The following is a 20,533-nucleotide window of genomic DNA, read 5'->3' as shown; positions in this document are numbered from 1 at the left end:
AAGGGAGGATGCAAGTCTATGGATTACATGAAGCTAGCAGTGGAAAAAACGCTGGAAGGCATGAACAACAAGCTCGGCGGACCTTTTGGAGCGGCTGTCGTGAAAGGGAACGAAATCATCGCTGTATGCAGCAATCGCATGATGGCAGATATGGACCCGTCCCAGCACGCAGAGATGGTAGCCATTCGTGAAGCTTGCAAGACGCTCGGTACGATGGACCTGACAGGCTACGAAATTTACGCGACATGCGAGCCTTGCCCGATGTGCGTAGGTGCCATCATTTGGTCTGGCATCAAGGTCGTTCATTACTGCTCGACTGCGGAGGATGCGCATGAGCACGGTTTTTCGGATAAGCATCTACGCGACTATTTTTCCGGTAAGGATCAGAGTGTTTTGAACATGATCAAGGTCTAGAAGCGTGAGGACTGCGATCAGTTGTTTACGCACTTTCACCGGCTGAACAAAGTCTGAATAGCAGACAAGAAATACGGATGTTCGGAGCATGAAAAAAGGGCCTTATATGGGCCCTTTTTCAGCGTATAGGAATTTATAAGTTTGCTGTGTGCGAAAGCCCGTATCCTTTCGATAGGCGGTTATTCGTTCTGAGATAACGGTTGTGACATCTTGAAAGAACAATCACAATGATCATTCTACCGTTTTATAAGGTACCGATGAACCAACAAAGCTGGTGAGAAGAAAAAGCACAGAGCTCGTAGACCTTGACAACGCCTACCCAGTCGGAACTTCCAAAAGGGGACCAGCTTGTCGAACACTTCTTCCTTGAGAAACTTCCGCCCGTAGGGTGGCTTTGGCTCGACGGTCCCCTTTTGGAAGTGGAGACGGACACTCAATCCCCCAGCTGGCGTGTCAGAGTCGAAGAGAACTGTGCTTTTTCTTCTCCTCCGCTATGTTTACTCAAACCAAATTTTTTTGTGAGATATGTTTTCTTATCATGTGACAATCATTTCCAAATATCGTCTTATTGTGTAAGCTTCAACGTCAAGAAAAGATGGAGGATACACGTATGACCTCGACCTCTCAAAGGCGTTATCCTGTACTGGCAAGGAGCGCTCTCCTAACAGCCACACTGCTCCTGTCACCAGCCACGGGCACAGTCATGGCAAACCAGACAGGCAATCAACAAGCAGCCACTCACCTTCAGGAAAATCAGCTTAGCGAAAAGGCAAAACAAACGGAGCAAAAGCTGCAAATGCTCTTCGCAGCTCTCGATGACACATCAAGATATATTACCTTGGAAACGAAAGACCAGCAGCCTGTGTACGAGATCCGTTATGAAAAAAATAATGAATTCTTTGCCAGAGCCTATATCCATGCAGAAACCGGGAAACTGCTCACGTATTTATTGGATGACAAGGATCTTGAAAATCCTGATGACAAGCTGGCCTATAAGAGCGCCGATACCTTCATGGAGGGGTGGATCGGTGAAATGCGCAGCCTGTACAAGGTAACGCGAGCTCCGGTAGGCGATGTCATCTATAGCCGCTATGTAAATGGTATTGAGGTAGTTGGCGATGAGTTTCGGTTGTCAGTAAACAGTGCGGGACAGGTAACCCACGTTTCGGGAGGAGAAAACACGCTGACAAACATCGATCCAGCTGACTTCCTCCCCCCAGCCCAAGCGATGAAGAAAGATCAGCTCAGTCGCTTTATCCCACCTCAACTGCAACTCATGTACATCCTTGGTGAAAATAAAACCGATCTCGTCTACAACACTGTAGGCTCCCATTATTTGGACGCAGTAACAGGAGCGGAGTTGATCCCTGTTCGGCAATACATAACCTGGAGGTGGAACCCAATCTCCCTTACACCTGGTGGAAAGGTAGTAAAGGTGAAGAATGAGCAGGAGGCAACTCGGATTTATGAAAGCGAGTTTGGTATCAACTTGAAGGGTAGTACCTTCAACGGCGTCAGAGACGAGAAGGAGAGAGTCTATGTTTCCCCTGATGAAAATGAGGTTTTGTTTACGAAGGATGGCGTTGTGATCGGTTTTACAAGCTATTCGAACGCCGAACCCAAAAAAGGGAAGCCAACATTGTCGGAAAAGCAGGCTCTTGAAAAAGCTGTTCAGTTCCTGCAACCATATCTCAAACAAGAAGAAAAGGAGTTCTACTACATGGTGAATCCTGATACGCAGAATCCACACGAGTATGTAGTAGAGTTTGTGCCATCTGTTGAGGGACTTCCGCTGGAATACGGACGAAGCATTGGTATTGGTGTGAATGGAGTCACGGGGAAAATCACCGAGTACCATCAACAACTCGACCAAAGGCCTGCCAAGCTCCCGGATAAGAGGAAGGCTGTCTCCATAGATGTGGCAGCCAAGGCCTTGTTAGAGAAACCCACTGAACTGCTATACATCTACCCATTTAGTAATGGAAAGAGGTTGGTCAAACCGGTTCTTGCCTATTCCATTGATGGTAGCAATATCAATGCCCTGACAGGTAAGGTCGAAGAGTAGGACTCAAGGATGTTGTCAGGCAGAAACTGGTATGTTAAAATCGTGCTGACAATTAACGATAGGAGATGAAGAGGATAATGTAATCATTCTTGCCACTTTTTTAAAGAATAAAGCAGAATTTGTCTTATTCTTTATTGGCAAGATCGTTACCTTATTCTTTTCTCTCAGAAAATATATCCTTTTTATACCCTGCATGGGTTGGATGTGCCGTATTTTTTGAGCTACAAGAAAGGTAACTTTCTTGTAGCTCTTTTTTATTCTGACAAGAGATAAGCCATTTCTAGGAGGATGAAAGCGATGGAGATTGAGGTTGTAGATGATTATGTGAACCGGTTCTTACTGTGTGAAGCGGTTCACAAAAAAACAAATCGGTTGCCGGAGATTTACCTATTTATCGACAGATGCACGTAGATGAATGTGTCATAGTGCCAATTGACGGTTGCTTTATATGGTTTCTCCGGCGGTAAGGAGAAGACATGAAACTAACCTCGAAATATGAAACGATGCGGCAAATACTGTCCGAATGCAAGCAGCCCGAGTATCGGTATGCTCAGATTATGGACGCCATTTTCAAGCAAAACATCGGTGAATACGAACGGATGACCATCCTACCCAAATTTTTGCGCGACGAGTTGAACCGGGTACTTGGTCCGAACGTTTGCAGTATCGCTCCGGTAAAGGAACTCACGTCGAAACAGGTTAGCAAGGTGCTGTTTGCGATTCCGGGCGACGAACAGGTCGAGGCCGTACGACTTACTTATGAGCGGGGGTGGAAATCGTATTGTATTTCCACACAATGCGGCTGCGGATTCAGGTGCAAGTTTTGTGCTACCGGTACCATTGGTCTGAAACGAAATCTAACCGCTGACGAAATTACCGACCAATTGCTGTACTTTCGCTTGAACGGCCACTCTTTGGACAGTATCTCATTCATGGGCATGGGGGAGGCGCTCGCCAACCCGCATATTTTTGAGGCCATGACGATATTGACCGACCCTTCTCTCTTTGGTTTAGGACACCGACGAATTACGATTTCCACGATCGGCCTGTTGCCGGGGATCGACAAGCTGACTCGGGAGTTTCCCCAGGTCAATCTAACCTTCTCGCTACATTCACCGTTCGACGATCAGCGAAGCGAGCTGATGCCGATCAACGACCGATTCCCAGTCCGCGACGTACTGATGGCATTGGATCGCCACATCAGGGAAACAGGGAGAAAGGTATATATCGCGTATATTCTTCTTCGTGAAGTAAATGACTCGACAGCGCATGCGGAAGCAGTTGCCGAGTTGCTAAGGGGAAGGGGATCTTGGGAACATCTCTATCACGTTAACCTGATCCCATTCAATTCGACCGAAGTTACGCCAGACAGCTATCGGCAATCTGATCCTTCGCGGATTAAAGCGTTTGTTCGGATCTTGAAGTCAAAGGGGATAAGCGTCACGGTCCGAACTCAATTCGGATCGGACATAAACGCGGCATGCGGTCAGTTATACCGTTCTGAATAATGTGGTATATTGGATCATAATGGAAATGGTAAGTGATGAAGGGGGGACATGCCATGGAGAAACGCTGCGTATTGTTGATGGGGGCTAGCGGCTACTTGGGAAGTCAAATCTATCAGGAGCTTTTGCGGGATAATGCCATTGATCTGATAGGTACATGCTTTTCTGCACAAGCTGACCATCAATTGCTTCGGGTCGACGTGACTGACACCCCTTCTTTTTCAGCGATACTGCAAGAGTATTCACCGCATGTTGTCATTTGGGCGTTGATGAGTGTAACAGATGAACGAGAGCTAATAGAAAAAGGCTTGGATGTTCTGCTTTCTCAGTTGCCGGAAAAGAGCAAATTCATCTTCATCTCCACAGACGGTATTTTCGGTAGAGGGACAGGCTCTTATCGGGAAGAAGATCAGCCCGAGCCATTAAATGAGAGAAATCCGTTAGCTGCTTATTCAAATGCCAAAATACATGGGGAAGCTACAATTCGCCAGCGGCATCCCAATCATGTCATCGTGCGAGTGGGTCCGATCTATGGTCGCAATGCGGTTGGGCAATGGGATAAACGCGTCGCTTCGATGTGTGCAGATCTGGAAGCTGGGAGAGAAATAAGCCGGTCAGGTAATTTGTACAAGTCGTTTGTCCATGTGGAAGACGTGGGGAATGCCATTCACGAATTGCTGCATGGTCCTTACCTTGGAACCCTACATCTAGGCCCAGCAGAGAAAGAGAGTTATTATTCTTTTTACAAAAAGATGGCTCTAGCATTAGGGTTGAATGCTGATGGTGTAAAAGAAACCTTGTTAACAGAAGCGGAGACGCTGGAAAGAGTGATTCCGTTGGACACTTCGTTGTGTACGAAAAAGGCGCATGAACTACTAAAAACCCGTTTTCGTCAGGCGGGATGGAAAAACGCGCATGGAAACGATAACGACTAAGGAGAGTAGAGAACAATGAAAACAATCGGATTAATTGGCGGCATGAGCTGGGAGTCCTCCTTGGTCTACTACCGTTTGATCAATGAAACCGTCAAGGAGCGGCTGGGCGGTTTGCATTCGGCAAAAAGCATCCTGTATTCCGTTGATTTTGCCGAGATTGAAGAAATGCAACGAGAAGGACGATGGGAAGAAGCCGGCGAGCGGATGGCACTTGCGGCGAAAAGTCTGGAAGCGGCAGGAGCCGACCTGATCGTTCTTTGTACAAATACGATGCACAAGCTGGCGTATGCCATCGAGGAAGCGACCAGCTTGCCTTTTCTTCATATCGCAGATGCGACAGCGCAATCGATTACGAACCACGGGCATAAACGAGTGGCACTTCTTGCGACACGATTTACGATGGAGCAGGATTTCTATACAGGGCGTCTGCGTGATGTTCATGGATTAGAGGTACTGCTACCGGATGAACAAGAGCGAACACTCGTCCATGAGATCATTTACAATGAGCTGTGTGTCGGGAGCATTCGCGAAGAATCCAAGCGTACATACCAAGCGATTATTGAGCGACTGGTCAAGGAAGGCGCCGAGGCAGTCATCCTCGGTTGCACGGAAATCGGTCTATTGATCACAGCCCAAGATTGCACGGTCCCAGTCTTTGATACGACTGCGATTCATGCAGAGGCAGCTGTGGAGGCTGCTTTGCGGTAGATCATAGGCAAAAAATAAAAGACTGAGTACATTCCATTTGCTACTAGAATGGATGACTCAGTCTTTTTTTGTGCAAACGTATTTTATGAAACCAAAAGATCGCAACCAAAAACACATAAAAACAATCAATTTACGTTGCGTTCATATCCGCTTAATATTTTCCCCGTAAGATTGGTGTCGTAGGAACCAAGAAATGAACATTCCGCAAAGAGGAGAGGTTCTCATGAAGAAATGGCATTATCCTTTACTTGCTTCCGTTCTATCAATCGCGTTTTTAGCAGGATGTGGACAAGCACCAGGATCACAACCAAACACACAAACCTCCACAAAGGAAAGTACAAACGCCTCAGGTGAGATTACAGTGTATACGGCGCTTGAGGATGACCAGATCAAAACGTATTTGGAATCCTTCAAAGCGAAATATCCAGATGTAAAGGTCAATATCGTCCGCGATTCTACAGGGATCATCACAGCAAAGCTGCTGGCGGAAAAAGATAATCCACAAGCAGACGTCGTATGGGGAACAGCAGCGACAAGCCTGCTTGTACTCGAACAGCAAGGCATGCTCGAAAGCTATTCGCCGAAAGGGATCGAGAGGGTATCCCCGGAGTTTAAGGATTCCAAGGAACCTGCAAGCTGGGTAGGAATCGATGCATGGGAGACTGCGATCGCGGTCAACACCAAGGAGCTGGAAAAACGCAATTTGCCAATCCCGCGTTCATACGAAGACCTGATCAAGCCGGAGTACAAAGGGCTGATCGTGATGCCGAATCCAGCGTCCTCTGGAACTGGGCTTCTCACCGTCAACGGAATCATGCAACTAAAAGGGGAGAAAGAAGGCTGGGCGTACCTCGACAAGCTGCATGAAAACATGGCGATCTACACGCATTCCGGCTCGAAGCCAGCGAAAATGGCCGCATCGGGCGAATATCCAATCGGCATTTCCTTTGGCTACCGTTCGATTACTGAGAAGAAAAAAGGCGCACCAGTGGAAGTCGTCTTTCCAACAGAAGGCTCAGGCTGGGATGTAGAGGCGAATGCCTTGATCAAAAAGAGTCAAATCAAGCCAGAATCCAAGCTGTTCTTGGACTGGGCAATCTCGGATGAAGTCATGAAAGCTTATAACCAGAACTTCGCCATCGTCAGTGTCAAGCAAGAAGGCGCGACACTCCCGGAAGGCTACGCAGTAGATCCGATCAAGCAATTAATCAAGCTCGACCTGAATCAAGCCGCACAAAATCGCGACAACGTCTTGGCGGAGTGGGAAAAACGATACGCGACCAAGAGTGAACCCAAGTAAGCAGCGAGGAGAACAGCATGACACAATCCTATCTATCCATTCAAGGGGTCAGTAAACGCTTTGGTTTGTTTGCCGCATTGGAGCACATTTCCATCGAAATTGACAAGAATGAATTTGTCTGTCTGCTCGGTCCCAGTGGCTGCGGTAAAACGACATTACTGAGAATGCTGGCTGGATTGGAACAGCCGACAACAGGCAAGATGATTCTGGGAGGCAGGGAGATTACTTCTCTGCCTCCTGCAAAACGAAACATTGCGATGATGTTCCAGTCGTACGCCTTGTTTCCCAATTTGACGGCTGCCGAAAACATTGCCTTTGGCCTGCAAGAAAAGAAGCTAGGGAAAAAAGAGATCGCAGCCAAAGTAGAAGAGGCGCTAGACATGGGTGATTTGTCTCATGCCGCCGCCAAATATCCCAGCCAGCTCTCAGGCGGTCAACAGCAGCGAATTGCCTTGGCGCGAGCGATTGCACTATCGCCGGATATCTTGCTTTTAGATGAACCACTATCCGCATTGGATGCAAAGGTAAGACAAAAGCTGCGCCGGGAGATTCGGCGTTTGCATGAGCAGTATGGCATGACAACAGTGATGGTCACCCATGACCAGGATGAAGCATTGACCATGGCAGACAAGATCGTCGTCATGGATCACGGAGAGGTCGTTCAGGTAGGTACACCCGAGGAGATCTATAACAGACCAGCGACTCCGTTTGTTGCTGATTTTATCGGAGCGATCAACTTTTTTGAGTACAGTCGCTTTGAGAATGTGCAATCTGATCCGAATCGCTTACTTGCGATCAGACCGGAGCATGTGCGGCTTTTGCAGCAAGAATCCGAATGCACCATGCCTGCGACTATTTCCGAAATAGAGTTTCGCGGTGCTTTTTACCGAATCTTTCTGGAATGGCAAGAGGAAGGGCAGAGAAAAAAAGAGCTTCTGACAATCGATTTAATAGCGGCCGAGGCACAAAGACTTGGAATTGCCCGAGGCAAAAAGATGTGGCTGGAGTTTCCGCTAGAGAATTTGCTGACATTTGAGCATGCGCCAACCATAGAGGAACAGGAGTGAGCAGCATGAAGGAAATGACATCGATCTTCGATGGAAAAGCCATGCAAAAGTGGCTCATCGGCCTTGTCGTTCTTGGATTGTCAGCGAGTGTCCTGTTGCCACTTGGCCAGCTGTTTTCCAAAGCATTTTATAACAAGAACGGTCAGTTCATCGGCCTGGACAATTTCGTTACGTACTTTTCCACCCCAGCACTGGCAGGGTCGCTGAATAACACCTTGTATATTTCTGGGATGACCACGCTGATTGCAGTCACACTCGCTTTTTTGTTCGCGTATGCCTTGACGCGCAGCGGGATTCGCGGAAAACGAGTCTTTCGGGCGATCGCGCTGCTGCCGCTGTTTGCGCCCACGATGATGCACGGAATCGCCCTGACCTACCTTTTTGGGAATCAAGGGCTGGTGACGACAGGGATCTTTGGATTACTCCCGTTTCAATGGGACATCGATCTGTACGGCCCAGTGGGGGTTATTTTGGCGGAGATTGTCTATGTTTTCCCACAAGCGTATTTGATTCTCGCTGTTTCCCTTGCTTTTGCCGACTATCAATTGTATGAAGCGGCGGATACGCTCGGAGCGAACCATTTACGCAAGTTTTTTGTAGTGACGATTCCCAGCGTGAAATACGGTATCGTCAGCGCCTGCTTTGTTTGTTTTACTCTCTCGTTCACTGACTTCGGAGCACCAAAGGTTGTCGGCGGACAGTTTTCCGTACTGGCAACAGACGTCTATAAGCAGGTCATCGGTCAGCAAAATATGACGATGGGCGCAACGGTTGGGCTGCTATTGATCATTCCTGCTCTCGTAGCGTTTGTCGTGGACCGGATTGTTGAGCGAAAGCAGCATGCGGCTGTAACAGCCAAGTCCAAACCGTATCGAATCAAGGAAAATCGTTTGCGCGACACGTTTTACTTTATTCTTTGTTTGAGCGTCAGTGGATTTTTGCTGCTTCTTATGGCTGCGGTAGTACTAGCTTCTTTCATTAAAGTATGGCCGTACAATCTGACTTTCGGCTTGGATCATTACGATTTTTCCAACGTAGCTGGAGAAGGGATCGAGCCACTGTGGAACAGCATTCTCGTCGCCTTGCTGACGGCAGTGATCGGGACGGCGGTGACGTTTATTACGGCCTACACCATAGAAAAGTCCCAAGTGTGGAAGGGGCATCGCCAAGCGGGATACTTCCTGTCGATTCTCCCGCTGGCATTGCCGGGGATGGTCATTGGGCTAGCGTACATTTTCTTCTTCAATAATCCGTCGAATCCATTTCACGGTATGTACGGAACGCTCTGGATTTTGATTTTGGCGAACGTTATTCATTTTTTCGCAGTTGGCTTTATTACAGCAACGAGCGCATTGAAAAAGCTCGATCCCGAATTCGAGCAGGCGGCAGAATCCATGGGGATCTCGCAGACAAAGGTATTGTGGCGCGTCACGATTCCCGTTTGTATGCCGGCAATTGTCGAGATGGCGGTGTACTTTTTCATCAACTCGATGGTGACGATCTCGGCGGTTGTTTTTCTGTACGCAGCCGATTTTAAATTGGCATCTGTCTCCATCGTGAACATGGATGACGCCGGGGATGTGGCTCCCGCAGCAGCGATGTCGGTATTGATTGTGTTCCTCAACATCCTCGCACGTGCTGGTGCAGAATGGATCGCATCCAAACTTCGCAAACGGACAACAGGGTCCTACCAAGAGAAAGGTCAGGTGGCATAAAGCATGAAAGCAATAGTATTTGATTGGGCAGGAACGATGGTAGATTACGGATGTTTCGCTCCTTTAGCTGTCTTTTTACAGGTATTCAAAAAACGGGGGATCGAGCTGACAGCAGCAGAAGCACGCGAACCGATGGGGATGCTCAAGCGCGATCATATCCAGGCGCTTTGCAAAATGGAGCGGGTAGCAGCGCTATGGCAAGAGCGTTACGGTCGACTTCCGAATGAAGCGGATGTGGACGAATTGTACGCTGACTTCGAACCGATGCTGATGGCTACGCTGCACGAGTATGCCACTCCTGTTCCGGGAGCAATTGAATTGGTAGGGCGCCTGCGTGAGCAGGGCTTCAAAATCGGCTCGACCACAGGCTTCACAAGAGAAATGATGAATGTTGTAGCAGCATCGGCTAAACAACAGGGCTACGAGCCGGACGTACTGATCACCCCAAGTGAAGTGCCTGCTGGACGTCCATATCCATGGATGTGCTATCAAAATGCGATCCTTCTGGACGTATATCCAATGAACGAGATAGTCAAGGTCGGTGATACGACGAGCGATATGAAAGAAGGCAGAAACGCCGGAATGTGGACCGTTGGCGTTCTGAAGGGTGGAAGCGAGCTCGGTCTGTCCTTGGAGGAAGTGACGAGCATGCCACAGGAAGAGCTGGATAAAAAACTGGCTATCGCAACAGAACGACTGATGGCAGCGGGTGCGCACTACGTGATCGAGGAGATCGGATTCTTGGATGAGGTGCTGAAAAAGATCGAGATGCGTCATGCAGAAGGAGAGAGACCATGAATCAGACAAGACCAACCGATAATCCGTACTTGTTGCTCACCCCCGGGCCATTGACCACTTCCCCAACCGTCCGCGAGGCGATGCTGCGGGACTGGTGCACGTGGGATCGTGATTACAATGAATTGGTACAGGCAATCCGCCAAAAGCTCGTCCGATTGGCAACTTCGCAGGTAGAGGATTATACGAGCGTTTTGATACAAGGCAGCGGGTCCTTTTGTGTGGAAGCGGTGGTGAGCAGTGCGATTCCCGCAGACGGCAAGCTGCTCGTCATGACGAATGGTGCTTACGGGGATCGGATCGTGGAAATGGCACAAATTCATGGAATTGCGACGGAGGTCATTAATTTTGGCGAAGTGACAAAAGCCGATGCAGAGGCATTGGAGCAGAAACTAGCGGCGGATGCAACGATCACGCATGTGGCTGTCGTGCATTCAGAAACGACAACAGGCATGCTCAATCCCATCAAAGAAATCGGTGAAGTCGTCAAGAAATACGGAAAAGTCTATATCGTAGATGCGATGAGCAGCTTCGGTGGCATTCCAATGGATGCAGCAGAGCTCTCAATCGACTTCCTAATCTCAAGCGCGAACAAATGCATCCAAGGCGTGCCTGGCTTCGGCTTTGTCATTGCGAAAACGTCTGCGCTCATCAAATGCAAAGGGATCGCCCGTACGTTGTCCCTCGATTTGTACAGCCAATGGAAGACAATGGAGGAGCAAAACGGAAAGTGGCGCTATACTTCTCCGACTCATGTCGTGCGAGCCTTTTACCAAGCACTGATAGAGCTTGAGGCAGAGGGCGGAGTGGAAAAACGGTACGAGCGTTACCAGCGAAATCAGCAGCTACTCGCAGAAGGCATGGAGCGCATCGGTTTTTGCATCTTGTTGCCAAAAGAATCGCAATCGCCCTTCATCACATCCTTTTATTATCCCGAAAGCGAGGCATTCACCTTCGCACAGCTGTATGAGCGGCTAAAGCAGGCAGGCTTCGTCATCTATCCGGGCAAAATCTCGCAAGCGGACACGTTTCGGATTGGCAATATCGGAGAGGTTTATCCAGAGGATATCGAGCGATTAATCACCGCAATGGAAAACAATCGTTTCTGGCTGGAGTAAAGAATGAGGAGGCTATCGTGATGAAGGTGTTTTGTTTGGGTGGAGCGGGAAATATTTGTCGAGAAGCCGTGCTCGATCTCGTGATGCATTCAGATTTTGAGCAGATCACGATCGGCGATTTTCATGAAGAGGAAGGTCGCAAGGTAGTCGAGTGGCTGAACGATCCACGCGTAAATTTTGTTCCGGTAGATGTACGCGATCATGCGGATACGGTCCAAAAAATGCGCGGTTACGACATCGTCATGGACGGAACCACGATCACACTGAACGGTTTGTCTACAGCTGCGATTGCGGAGGCTGGCTGCCATGGCATCAATTTGAACGGTTTTGGGGAAGAAAACGCATCAGACGCGGTCTTCCGCGACCATGGGAAGACCTGTCTGCCAGGCTTTGGCATGACACCTGGACTGACCCAAATGATGGCGATGCATGCAGCAAACCAGCTCGATGAAGTCGACGAAGTCCGCGTCAGCCACGGTTCCTTTCGCCCGATTGCCTTTTCCAAATCGATCACGGAGACGACGACCTATGAGTATGATCCTGACTTGCCAGGGCGCGTCGTCTATGAAAATGGGGAATTTATTCAAGTCCCGCCATTTGCTCGCCCACGCGAAATAAAGCTTCCCGAGCCGTATGGAAAAACAATTCAGTACATCATTCCTCATGCAGAAACGAAGACGCTGGCACAGGCTTTGTCCCCAAAAGGGGTAAAGCTGATCGAGGTGCGCGGAACATGGCCGAAGCAAAACATGGAGCTGGTCAAAGCCCTCTATGATTATGGCTTTTTACGCAACGACCTCATCACAGTAGGGGAAACAAAGGTGGGAATCCTTGATTGTATCTCCCAATACCTCTACAATTCTAGGGAGGGAAAAGAGACGGAATTATACGGGTATTCGCTTCATGTCGAGGTAACAGGTACCAAGGACGGTCGCAAAGTAGGACACGTCCTGTATCATACACATCCGGCATCTGACGGCTCTGTAGCCGATTGGGCTGGGCTGCGCGCCTATACCCGCAACGTAGGAATCCCGCTGGCGATTGCGACTGAGCAGATCGCAAAAGGAAACGTAAAAGCTACTGGTGTCATCACACCAGAAGAAGCATTTGATCCGGCTGTGATTTTTCACGAGCTGGCAAAACGTCAGATTTACATCCATGGAGAGAAAATCGAAATGACGTAAAGTACGATATAGGGGGACATTCGTCGTGTCGTTGTTCGGGGAAGAGCGTAAGCAAATCATTTTGCAGTTAATCAATTCCAATGGCAAGGTGCGGACCAATGAACTGGTAAAAAAGCTGCAAGTCTCGTCTGAGTCGATCCGCAGGTATTTGGAAGAGCTGGAAGCGGAGAAAAAGCTGAAGCGGGTTTATGGCGGGGCGGTAAAGCTGACAGTGGAGCGCTTTGAGCCTTCTCATATTGCTCGTGAAGTCTTGCGAGCGGAAGAAAAGAAACGGATTGGACGGTTGGCAGCAGACTTGGTACAAGACAGCGATACCATTGTCATCGATGAAGGAACAACGACTCTGAAAATGATCAACTTTCTCGTGACGAAAAAAGATTTGACGATCCTCACTAGCTCGATCACGGCGCTGAATCGATTAATCGAGTACCAAAACAACGGAATGCTTGCGGCAGACATTTACTTCCTGGGTGGAAAAGTGAGTGCCAAGCATCATCGGGTCAGCGGGACCTATGCAGAGAAGATGATGAAACAATTTTATGTAGACAAGGCGTTTATTGCTGCAGACGGCATCTTGCTCCATAAAGGCTTGACCTGCTATGAGCCGGATCGAACGGAACTCGCCCGTTGTTTTATCGAAAATGCTAATGAAAGCATTGTGCTAGCGGACCACTCCAAGATCGGGGTCAGCACATTGTGCAAGATCGCAGACTTGGGAGAGGTCGACATCGTGATCAGTGATATGGCAGCACCAGCAGAATGGAATAAGGAACTCCAAGCAAAAAATGTAGCATGGATGGTAGCAGAGGAGTAGGAGCAAACAGGCCAGCGATTCCCCACGACAGGGAAGCTGGCCTGTTTGCTTTAAGAAGAATGCTGTAACCAAAAAGGCAGCATATGCAGCAACCTCTCTCTGGTAAGGGCAGCGCCGCCATTCCATTTTTGCGCTTCTACTAAATAGACATAGCCGTTTTGAACGGCAGGCAGACTGTGCCACCTATCACTTTGCATGAATGCGGCAGTAGCCTGACGCGATTGGGGGTCTTCGGACAGCAGCATAAAGATCCGATCGCCTGCGTACAGGTGGATGTCCTTCTCTTGAATTTCGATAAAGCCGTAGCCAGCTTGCAGTACTTCTTGAATTTTATCCACAGGAGTAAAACCGCTTGGATGGTAGAGGGCGGAGGAAAGTCCAGAAGTGCCCATTACGAACAGACGCCCCCCATGCTCATAGATAAAGACGGATGCAGTCTCACCAGGCACAATTTCGGAGCGGAGCTGATTCCACATAGTGGCAGCATTCGTGTGGTATTTCCTTAGCCAATCTCTCGCCTCGTTCTTTTTCCCCAGCCATTCTCCGAGTGTATGCAACCGTTCCTCCAGCGAAGCAAATGAATTAAACGTGAGCGTGGGGGCAATCCGGCTCATCTGCTTGTATTTGTCTTCTTCTGCGTTCGCGAAAATGATCAGGTCTGGCTTCAATGTCGTCAAATAGTCATAGTCAACGGGAAAGGCGATATCCTGCACGTGTTTTACTCTGTCTCGATAGATCGTTCGTTCCATCCAGGTAAAATTCCCGCCGACGATGTTTTCCACATGGAGCGCGAGCAAATCATTAAACGTCTCCCCAATATAAATAATGCGTTGTGGCTGTAGGGGGATCTCTACCTCGTGCCCAGTCCAATCCCGCACGAGCTCCATGCGTTGAGTTAGCCTGGAATATTGCCTTGGCGTGTAACCGGTCGTCTTTCGAAAGCGACGATTAAAATAATACTCATCCGTGAAGCCGACCTGCGAGGCGATGTCCCGCAATGAATCGTTCGAGCTTTTCAGGAGCTTTTTCGCTTGATAAATACGCAGCGCTGTCAAATATTCCAAAGGCTTTTTACCCGTCAACTGGCGAAAGATCAGCGTGTACTGCCACGACGGCACATTGGCCAGTTGTGCCAACTGCTTGACCGTCATGTTCTCCTGATAATTTTGCTGGATATAACGAATGCTGTTCTCGACCTCTCTGCTCTTGTTGGGAATATGGGTAGGAGATAAATTTTGCTCCAGCAAAAATCCGAGCAGCTTCTGGAACTGCAATTGCTGCCAAAAGCTGTCCATTTCAGAAGAAGTGGAACTGCCCAAGAGCAAAGCATCACATAAGCGCAAGAGCTGAGCAGAAGGGTGAGCGGACAGCTCGATACGACCATCAAGCAGTGCGTATGGGTACGGAATGGGTCTATTCTCTGCATCGAACTGAATGACGGTAAATGAGATTTGGTAGCACTCAGTCACGTTGTTGTACAAGGATTCGATAGCAAAAGGAGTAGACGGTGAAAGCAAAAAACACTTTCCTGCCAAAGGTGAAAACGTTTGGTCGTGAATACGGAGGCTGCCGTACCCTTTTGTGAAAAAGAGTAGGGTATGGAACGGAGTGGGTGAAGGACTAGCCGTCCGCTCTACTTTACACAACTGAAAATGAAGGGAACCGAGCGGGGGATTAGGTGGTATAGAGTGAAGCATCGGTTGTGCCCTCCTTATTTTGTGAGAATTATTATCATCCGTTCTATCCATCGTATACAAAAGAAAGAAGCTTTTCAATCATTGTTGAAAAGCTTCTCCTATTTCATTCCTTCGCCAAGATTTCAGGAATCTTTTGCAGGAGCCACTCTCGTGTTGTTGCATCACTGCTAGATTTTTCGATGTCGATAAAGTAGACATATCCGTTTTTTACCGCAGGGAGGTCTTTCCAGACGCGTGATTTTATCAGCTCCGTTGATTTCTCAGCTTCCTCGCTCGGCGTATTCAGAATAAAGATACGATCTCCTGCTATTTCGGGCAAACGTTCCACGGAAATGAGCTCAAATCCTTTTTGTGCATCGAGTACTTCCTGAATGGGTGCGGTGGGCTTGAATCCGTTTGTATCGTAGAGGACTTGGGAAAGCCCTGTTCTTGCCATGACAAACAGCCGATCCCCCGGATAATAGGTAAAAACAGAGGCGGTTTCTCCTTCCTTCATGCTGCCAGACTCCTTCAGCTTCTTCCACATCTCCTCCGATTGGCGCTTGTAATCGGCAAGCCATTTCGTAGCTTCCTCCGGTTTCCCAAGAATATCACCGAGCTGGGTCATCCGCTCTTCCAACGGCGCGAATGTATCAAAAATGACGGTAGGGGCGATTTTGGATAGCTGTTCATATTCTTTTTCTTCGGTATTTGCATAGATGATCAGGTCGGGCTGTAATTCCAGGACCTTTTCGAGATTAATGGGAAAACCGACATTCTCCACATCGTGCAGTTGGTCCTCAAAGATTTGATTGGTGTACCCGAATCCCCCAATTGGCTTCACGCCCAACGCGAGCATATCGCCAAAGGTCTCACCGGAATAGATGATTCGTGCAGGGGAGACCGGGATGGTGCTTGCATGCCCGAGATAATCCGTATATGGACGCGTCTGGCTTTTCTGACTTGCCTCGCTGCTCGCTGTGCTCGTTGCTTGCGAAGAAGATGGACTGCATCCGATGAGCAAGCTGCCAGCCAGTACGAAGATTCCTAGCGTTCCGCTTATGTTGCGCATGTGTTTCATTTCCGCTTTCCTCCAGTAGTCGTTTGAATCTGTTTGCTATCAATGATAATCATTATCAGATATTATCTTACCAGCTCAATGGACAAACGTCAGATAAGCATCATTGATTTTGTACAAAGGGAAGGATTCACACGGACAGTTGTGGAGTTTGGACAAAAAATAATCGAGAAAATGCATTGTCATACAGAGAGGAAACACATATGATCAGGATGCAAAAAGGTGAGAATGAGAATCAATTGGATAATTATCAACAGTTGTGAGAGAGGGTAGAAAGATGGTCAGAATGGTTCGGAAAGCAGGATTGGCATGGATGGCATTATTATTGATCATGATGCTCGTGTTAACTGCGTGTGCAGAAAAAGCAGCGGAGCCAGCATCCACTGAGCAGAAAGCATCGGCAGAGGACACCGCTGCGAAAACCAAAGTGGTGAAGGATGCCTATGGTGATGTGGAAATTCCGGTAAAGCCAGAGCGGGTAGCGGCAATTTATCAGGAGGACTTTTTGACAGCACTGGGTGTGACCCCGGTTATCCAGTGGTATCACCCGGCGTGGGGCAAACAGGATTACCTCGGTTTGGACGTGCCGCTTTTTGATATTACAGGAAGTATGGAAGCGTTACTTGCAGCCAATCCGGATATCATCATTGTGGATGGCTACGCTGATCCCAAGAAATACGAGGAATTCAGCAAGGTAGCCCCTACGTACAAGCTGCCGGATGAGCTTCGTAACGATACGATTGGCAGACTCAAGAAAATAGCCGAGGTATTAGGCGTTCCAGAAAAAGCAGACGAAGCGATCCAAAAGTACAATGAGAAAATTGCGGATACGAAGGCAAAGCTGGAAAAGGCAATTGGCAATGAAACAGTGGCTGTCATTCGTTTGAACGTGGGAAATAAGCCGAATTTGGCCCTCTTCGGAGACGGCAATGTTTACACAGGCATGCTCTATAAGGAGTTGGGCCTTACGCCGTATGCGCCTGCCAAAAATCAGGAAACCCACGTGGTATTATCAGAAGAAGCCATCCCGGCTATCGATGCAGACCATATCATTGTGTTCCCGTCGAACGGTACGTGGACTTCCGAAGAAAACAAGGATGCGCTCAAGATTTTGGAGAGCCCCATCTGGAAATCGGTTCCTGCTGTGAAAAAAGGTCATGTCTACCCAATGGAGCGGACACATTGGCAATCTGGTGCCATGCTGGCCAATATGAAGAAGGCAGACGACTTGGTCAAAGCGTTTGTAAAGTAATCGAGTTCAGGAGAGAAAGCGCGTCATATCGGTTGATGCGCTTTCTTTTTTTATTGGTGGAGCTTGTCGTCGGGGTGTTAACTCATTATAATAAAAATGATAATCATTCTCAAGATAAGGATGAGGGAGATGAATAACGAAGCATCCGGGGCCAAACTATCTCCACCATCATTCTTTGCCATGACGGCCATCCAAAAAGTAAATGTGGAAAGATGGCAGGACTACCAAGAGTCAGAAGACTACACGATGATTGTAGCAACAGACGGAGAAGGGCTCATGGAAATCGAATCGTCGACATATCGGTTCACTCGGGAGCGATGCTGGATTGCAGCACCGCGTCAGAACGTTCGGATCAGTTGCACGGGGCACGTTCTCGACTACTATTCTCTTACTTTTCGTGTCGTCCACACGGAAGCTCCGACAAAGGAACAAGCTTGCGAGGCATTTTTTTGTCTGGGAGAGTTGACCTGCACGCCTTTTTCACGTGTCGTTGAATTGATTGCGGAGATTTACAAGCATCGCGAGGCCACAGAGGCGCTGCAACGATTTTATAATCACGTGCGGTTTGAGGAATTGCTATGTGTTTTGGCCCAGCAAAATGTGCCAGGCAGAACAAGGTTGGACCCGAGGAGAGCGGTTGAACGTTCGATTGAATATGTAGAGAAACACTATCAAGAGCCGCTGACCGTAGACCAGCTAGCACAGGAAGCGAATGTGCCACGTTGGCGATATACGCAGCTCTTCAAGGAAATGACGGGAGAAATACCACTCGATTACATGAATCAGCTGCGGATCAATCGGGCGAAGCAACTCCTGCTGATGACAGGTGATCGGATCAACGAGATTGCCCAAAACGTCGGATTCAACAGCGAGTATTATTTCAGTCGTCGTTTTAAACAGCGGGTAGGGCTCGCGCCAGGAAAATATCGCAACATTCATCGGGATGATTTACGAGTCGTCTCTCTTTATATGGAGGATTATTTGCTGGCTCTTGGCATTCGACCCGTTGTTCAATGGGCGCATACATATTGGGGACAGCAGGACTACTTGGGCCTGCATGATGTACCGACGTACGATGTGCTGACAGATGACGTACAGCTCTTGTCCAGTCGAGCCCCAGATGTCATTATGCTTCGGGAGTGTACAGGCTGGAAGGCGGATGTGTATGCCCAATGTGCCCGGATTGCCCTGACATGCGTGATTCGGCAGTTCGGACCGGAGTGGCGAAAAACATTGCGCACCCTCGGTGATCGGTTGGGCCGAAGTGAATTGGCGGAGCGGTCAATCGAGCAGTATGAACAAAAAGTAAGAGCTGCCAAAAATATAATGACACACAGTCTCAAAGGGCAGAAGGTAGCCTTCTTGCGCATCTCGGCCGATCAAATCCTCGTGGAGAAAAACTACACATCGCAGGTGTTGTTTCAAGATTTGGAAATGGAGCCGGCCCTGCTGGTAAAAAAACAATTCGCCAAGCAGGTGAGAGAAGGGGTTTCGTGGGAAGAACTTTCTACGCTGGATGCCGATCATATTTTTTTCGCCTTTGACAAATGGCATCAAGGTAAACCAGGTGCCGAACAGCTACAGCTCAACCATCCCGTGTGGCAGGAGCTTCCTGCTGTCCAAAGCAAGCAGGCGTACCAGGTGGATTTCATGACCTGGATGAATCACGGTGTAATCGCCAACGGAAAAAAGGTCGACGATGTCCTAAAAGTATTAGCGTAAATCTACAAAGAAAAGCACGCAATTGTCCATTGACACTTTTTTCATGCTTCGCCTAAAATTCATATATGATAATAAGAATCAATATCACCAACAACTCAGCTCCAAACTAACGAAAAAAGGTGGCACGTATGAGTCAACACGCACATTCCCTGAATGAGGGGAATAACGAAAAGCCGGTCGCGTTTCGCTCTCGCCCTTGGGCAGCGACGCTCATTTTGACCGGCGGGGTTTTCGCATTAATACTGGGGATGTTTTTGTCTGTGTCATTTGGAGCAGCCGACATCCACTTTGCTGTCGTATGGGAAGCTATTTTTCAATTTAATCCCGCTATTACACAACACCAAATTATTCAGGAGATTCGATTGCCGCGGTTGCTCGGCGGTGCAATGGTCGGGGCTAGCCTCGCTGTTGCAGGTGCCATCATGCAAGGGATGACACGCAATCCGTTGGCAGATTCGGGTTTGCTCGGTCTGAACGCAGGTGCGGGATTTGTTTTGGCACTCTGCTTCGCTTTTTTCCCAGGTCTGCCGTTCATGTACCTGATTCTCTACAGCTTTTTGGGTGCTGGTGTAGGGGCAGGTATGGTCTACGGGATTGGTTCATTGGCAAAAGGCGGCTTGACTCCGGTGCGCCTCGTTTTGGCGGGTGCCGCATTGACCGCCCTATTGTCTGCATTAAGCGAAGGGATTGCGCTTTACTTTAAAATCGGACAGGACTTGGCCTTCTGGTATGCAGGTGGTGTGGCGGGAACCAAATGGTTTCAGCTTGAAGTCATGTTTCCGTGGATTGTCGCAGCTCTGATTGGGGCGATGATGTTGTCGCGTTCCATCACGATGCTCAGTCTTGGGGAAGATGTTGCAAAAGGCTTGGGGCAGCGCACGGCGTTAGTCAAACTGGCAGGCATGATCATCGTCCTGATTTTGGCAGGATCTGCAGTCGCCGTTGTTGGGGCTGTAGGCTTTGTTGGATTAATCGTTCCACATATGACCCGCTTTTTGGTTGGGGTCGATTACCGATGGATCATTCCTTGCTCAGCCATTTTGGGCAGCTTGCTCGTCGTATTCGCCGATTTGGCTGCAAGAATGGTAAATCCCCCGTATGAGACGCCGTTAGGGGCACTTATTGCACTATTCGGTGTACCGTTCTTCCTTTACTTGGCGCGTAAAGAAAGAAGGGAGATGTAAA

At 48.6% G+C, this 20,533-nt stretch carries 17 protein-coding genes; 15 read left to right on the top strand and 2 right to left on the bottom strand.

All coding sequences use genetic code 11. From position 1 onward, the window contains the following. Positions 1 to 18 precede the first annotated feature (18 nt). The 12 genes from ACUUHJ_RS24325 to ACUUHJ_RS24270 all read left to right on the top strand — a co-directional run bounded on the left by ACUUHJ_RS24325 (position 19) and on the right by ACUUHJ_RS24270 (position 13,620). Positions 19 to 414: a nucleoside deaminase gene (locus ACUUHJ_RS24325; protein ID WP_472300145.1), complete on the top strand. Its 396-nt coding sequence runs from the start codon at positions 19 to 21 to the stop codon at positions 412 to 414. A gap of 610 nt (positions 415 to 1,024) precedes the next feature. Continuing rightward, the gene (locus ACUUHJ_RS24320) at positions 1,025 to 2,479 is read left to right on the top strand and encodes a PepSY domain-containing protein (RefSeq protein WP_289674165.1); all 1,455 of its coding nucleotides are present in this window, start codon (positions 1,025 to 1,027) and stop codon (positions 2,477 to 2,479) included. A gap of 476 nt (positions 2,480 to 2,955) precedes the next feature. Beyond that, a complete protein-coding gene (locus ACUUHJ_RS24315; RefSeq protein WP_472300144.1) occupies positions 2,956 to 3,987 on the top strand; it encodes a Cfr family 23S rRNA (adenine(2503)-C(8))-methyltransferase in 1,032 nt (343 codons plus the stop codon). A 53-nt stretch (positions 3,988 to 4,040) separates the two neighbouring features. Beyond that, positions 4,041 to 4,919: a sugar nucleotide-binding protein gene (locus ACUUHJ_RS24310; RefSeq protein ID WP_472300143.1), complete on the top strand. Its 879-nt coding sequence runs from the start codon at positions 4,041 to 4,043 to the stop codon at positions 4,917 to 4,919. 15 nt (positions 4,920 to 4,934) lie between these two features. Next, positions 4,935 to 5,627 (top strand): aspartate/glutamate racemase family protein, encoded by a 693-nt coding sequence (locus ACUUHJ_RS24305; protein WP_289674161.1) that lies wholly within the window; start codon positions 4,935 to 4,937, stop codon positions 5,625 to 5,627. Between the two features lie 223 nt (positions 5,628 to 5,850). Further along, positions 5,851 to 6,927 carry a putative 2-aminoethylphosphonate ABC transporter substrate-binding protein gene (locus ACUUHJ_RS24300; protein ID WP_289674160.1) on the top strand — a complete coding sequence of 359 codons (1,077 nt, stop codon included), beginning with the start codon at positions 5,851 to 5,853 and terminating at the stop codon, positions 6,925 to 6,927. Positions 6,928 to 6,944: 17 nt separating this feature from the next. Continuing rightward, positions 6,945 to 7,994 carry a putative 2-aminoethylphosphonate ABC transporter ATP-binding protein gene (locus ACUUHJ_RS24295; RefSeq protein WP_472300141.1) on the top strand — a complete coding sequence of 350 codons (1,050 nt, stop codon included), beginning with the start codon at positions 6,945 to 6,947 and terminating at the stop codon, positions 7,992 to 7,994. A 5-nt stretch (positions 7,995 to 7,999) separates the two neighbouring features. Beyond that, complete coding sequence (locus ACUUHJ_RS24290; RefSeq protein WP_472300139.1) at positions 8,000 to 9,709, top strand: putative 2-aminoethylphosphonate ABC transporter permease subunit; 1,710 nt, start codon at positions 8,000 to 8,002, stop codon at positions 9,707 to 9,709. 3 nt (positions 9,710 to 9,712) lie between these two features. Next, positions 9,713 to 10,507: a phosphonoacetaldehyde hydrolase gene (phnX, locus tag ACUUHJ_RS24285; protein ID WP_472300138.1), complete on the top strand. Its 795-nt coding sequence runs from the start codon at positions 9,713 to 9,715 to the stop codon at positions 10,505 to 10,507. Further along, positions 10,504 to 11,622 (top strand): 2-aminoethylphosphonate--pyruvate transaminase, encoded by a 1,119-nt coding sequence (phnW, locus tag ACUUHJ_RS24280; RefSeq protein ID WP_472300136.1) that lies wholly within the window; start codon positions 10,504 to 10,506, stop codon positions 11,620 to 11,622. The genes phnX and phnW overlap by 4 nt, the downstream gene beginning before the upstream one ends. Positions 11,623 to 11,642: 20 nt before the next feature. Further along, positions 11,643 to 12,806, top strand: a complete 1,164-nt coding sequence (locus tag ACUUHJ_RS24275) for a saccharopine dehydrogenase family protein (RefSeq protein ID WP_472301238.1) — start codon at positions 11,643 to 11,645, stop codon at positions 12,804 to 12,806. Positions 12,807 to 12,831: 25 nt separating this feature from the next. After that, a complete protein-coding gene (locus tag ACUUHJ_RS24270) occupies positions 12,832 to 13,620 on the top strand; it encodes a DeoR/GlpR family DNA-binding transcription regulator (protein ID WP_015892734.1) in 789 nt (262 codons plus the stop codon). Between the two features lie 50 nt (positions 13,621 to 13,670). Here ACUUHJ_RS24270 and ACUUHJ_RS24265 read toward each other — a convergent pair whose 3' ends face one another. Together ACUUHJ_RS24265 and ACUUHJ_RS24260 are read right to left on the bottom strand one after the other, a co-directional pair. Beyond that, on the bottom strand, positions 13,671 to 15,317 hold the full coding sequence (locus ACUUHJ_RS24265; RefSeq protein WP_472300135.1) for a helix-turn-helix domain-containing protein: 1,647 nt from the start codon (positions 15,315 to 15,317) through the stop codon (positions 13,671 to 13,673). A gap of 103 nt (positions 15,318 to 15,420) precedes the next feature. After that, positions 15,421 to 16,377: an ABC transporter substrate-binding protein gene (locus ACUUHJ_RS24260; RefSeq protein ID WP_472300133.1), complete on the bottom strand. Its 957-nt coding sequence runs from the start codon at positions 16,375 to 16,377 to the stop codon at positions 15,421 to 15,423. A 274-nt stretch (positions 16,378 to 16,651) separates the two neighbouring features. Here ACUUHJ_RS24260 and ACUUHJ_RS24255 point away from each other — a divergent pair, with 274 nt between their 5' ends. The 3 genes from ACUUHJ_RS24255 (at position 16,652) to ACUUHJ_RS24245 (ending at position 20,532) form a co-directional block, all read left to right on the top strand. Continuing rightward, a complete protein-coding gene (locus ACUUHJ_RS24255) occupies positions 16,652 to 17,626 on the top strand; it encodes an ABC transporter substrate-binding protein (protein WP_472300132.1) in 975 nt (324 codons plus the stop codon). Positions 17,627 to 17,755: 129 nt separating this feature from the next. Then, positions 17,756 to 19,348 carry a helix-turn-helix domain-containing protein gene (locus tag ACUUHJ_RS24250; protein ID WP_472300131.1) on the top strand — a complete coding sequence of 531 codons (1,593 nt, stop codon included), beginning with the start codon at positions 17,756 to 17,758 and terminating at the stop codon, positions 19,346 to 19,348. Positions 19,349 to 19,476: 128 nt separating this feature from the next. Continuing rightward, on the top strand, positions 19,477 to 20,532 hold the full coding sequence (locus ACUUHJ_RS24245) for a FecCD family ABC transporter permease (protein WP_472300129.1): 1,056 nt from the start codon (positions 19,477 to 19,479) through the stop codon (positions 20,530 to 20,532). The last annotated feature ends 1 nt before the right edge of the window (position 20,533 follow it).

The sequence above is a fragment of the Brevibacillus schisleri genome (genome assembly GCF_055685845.1).
The sequence above is the reverse complement of the archived record's forward strand: the minus strand, read 5'-3'. Positions and strand labels throughout refer to the sequence as shown.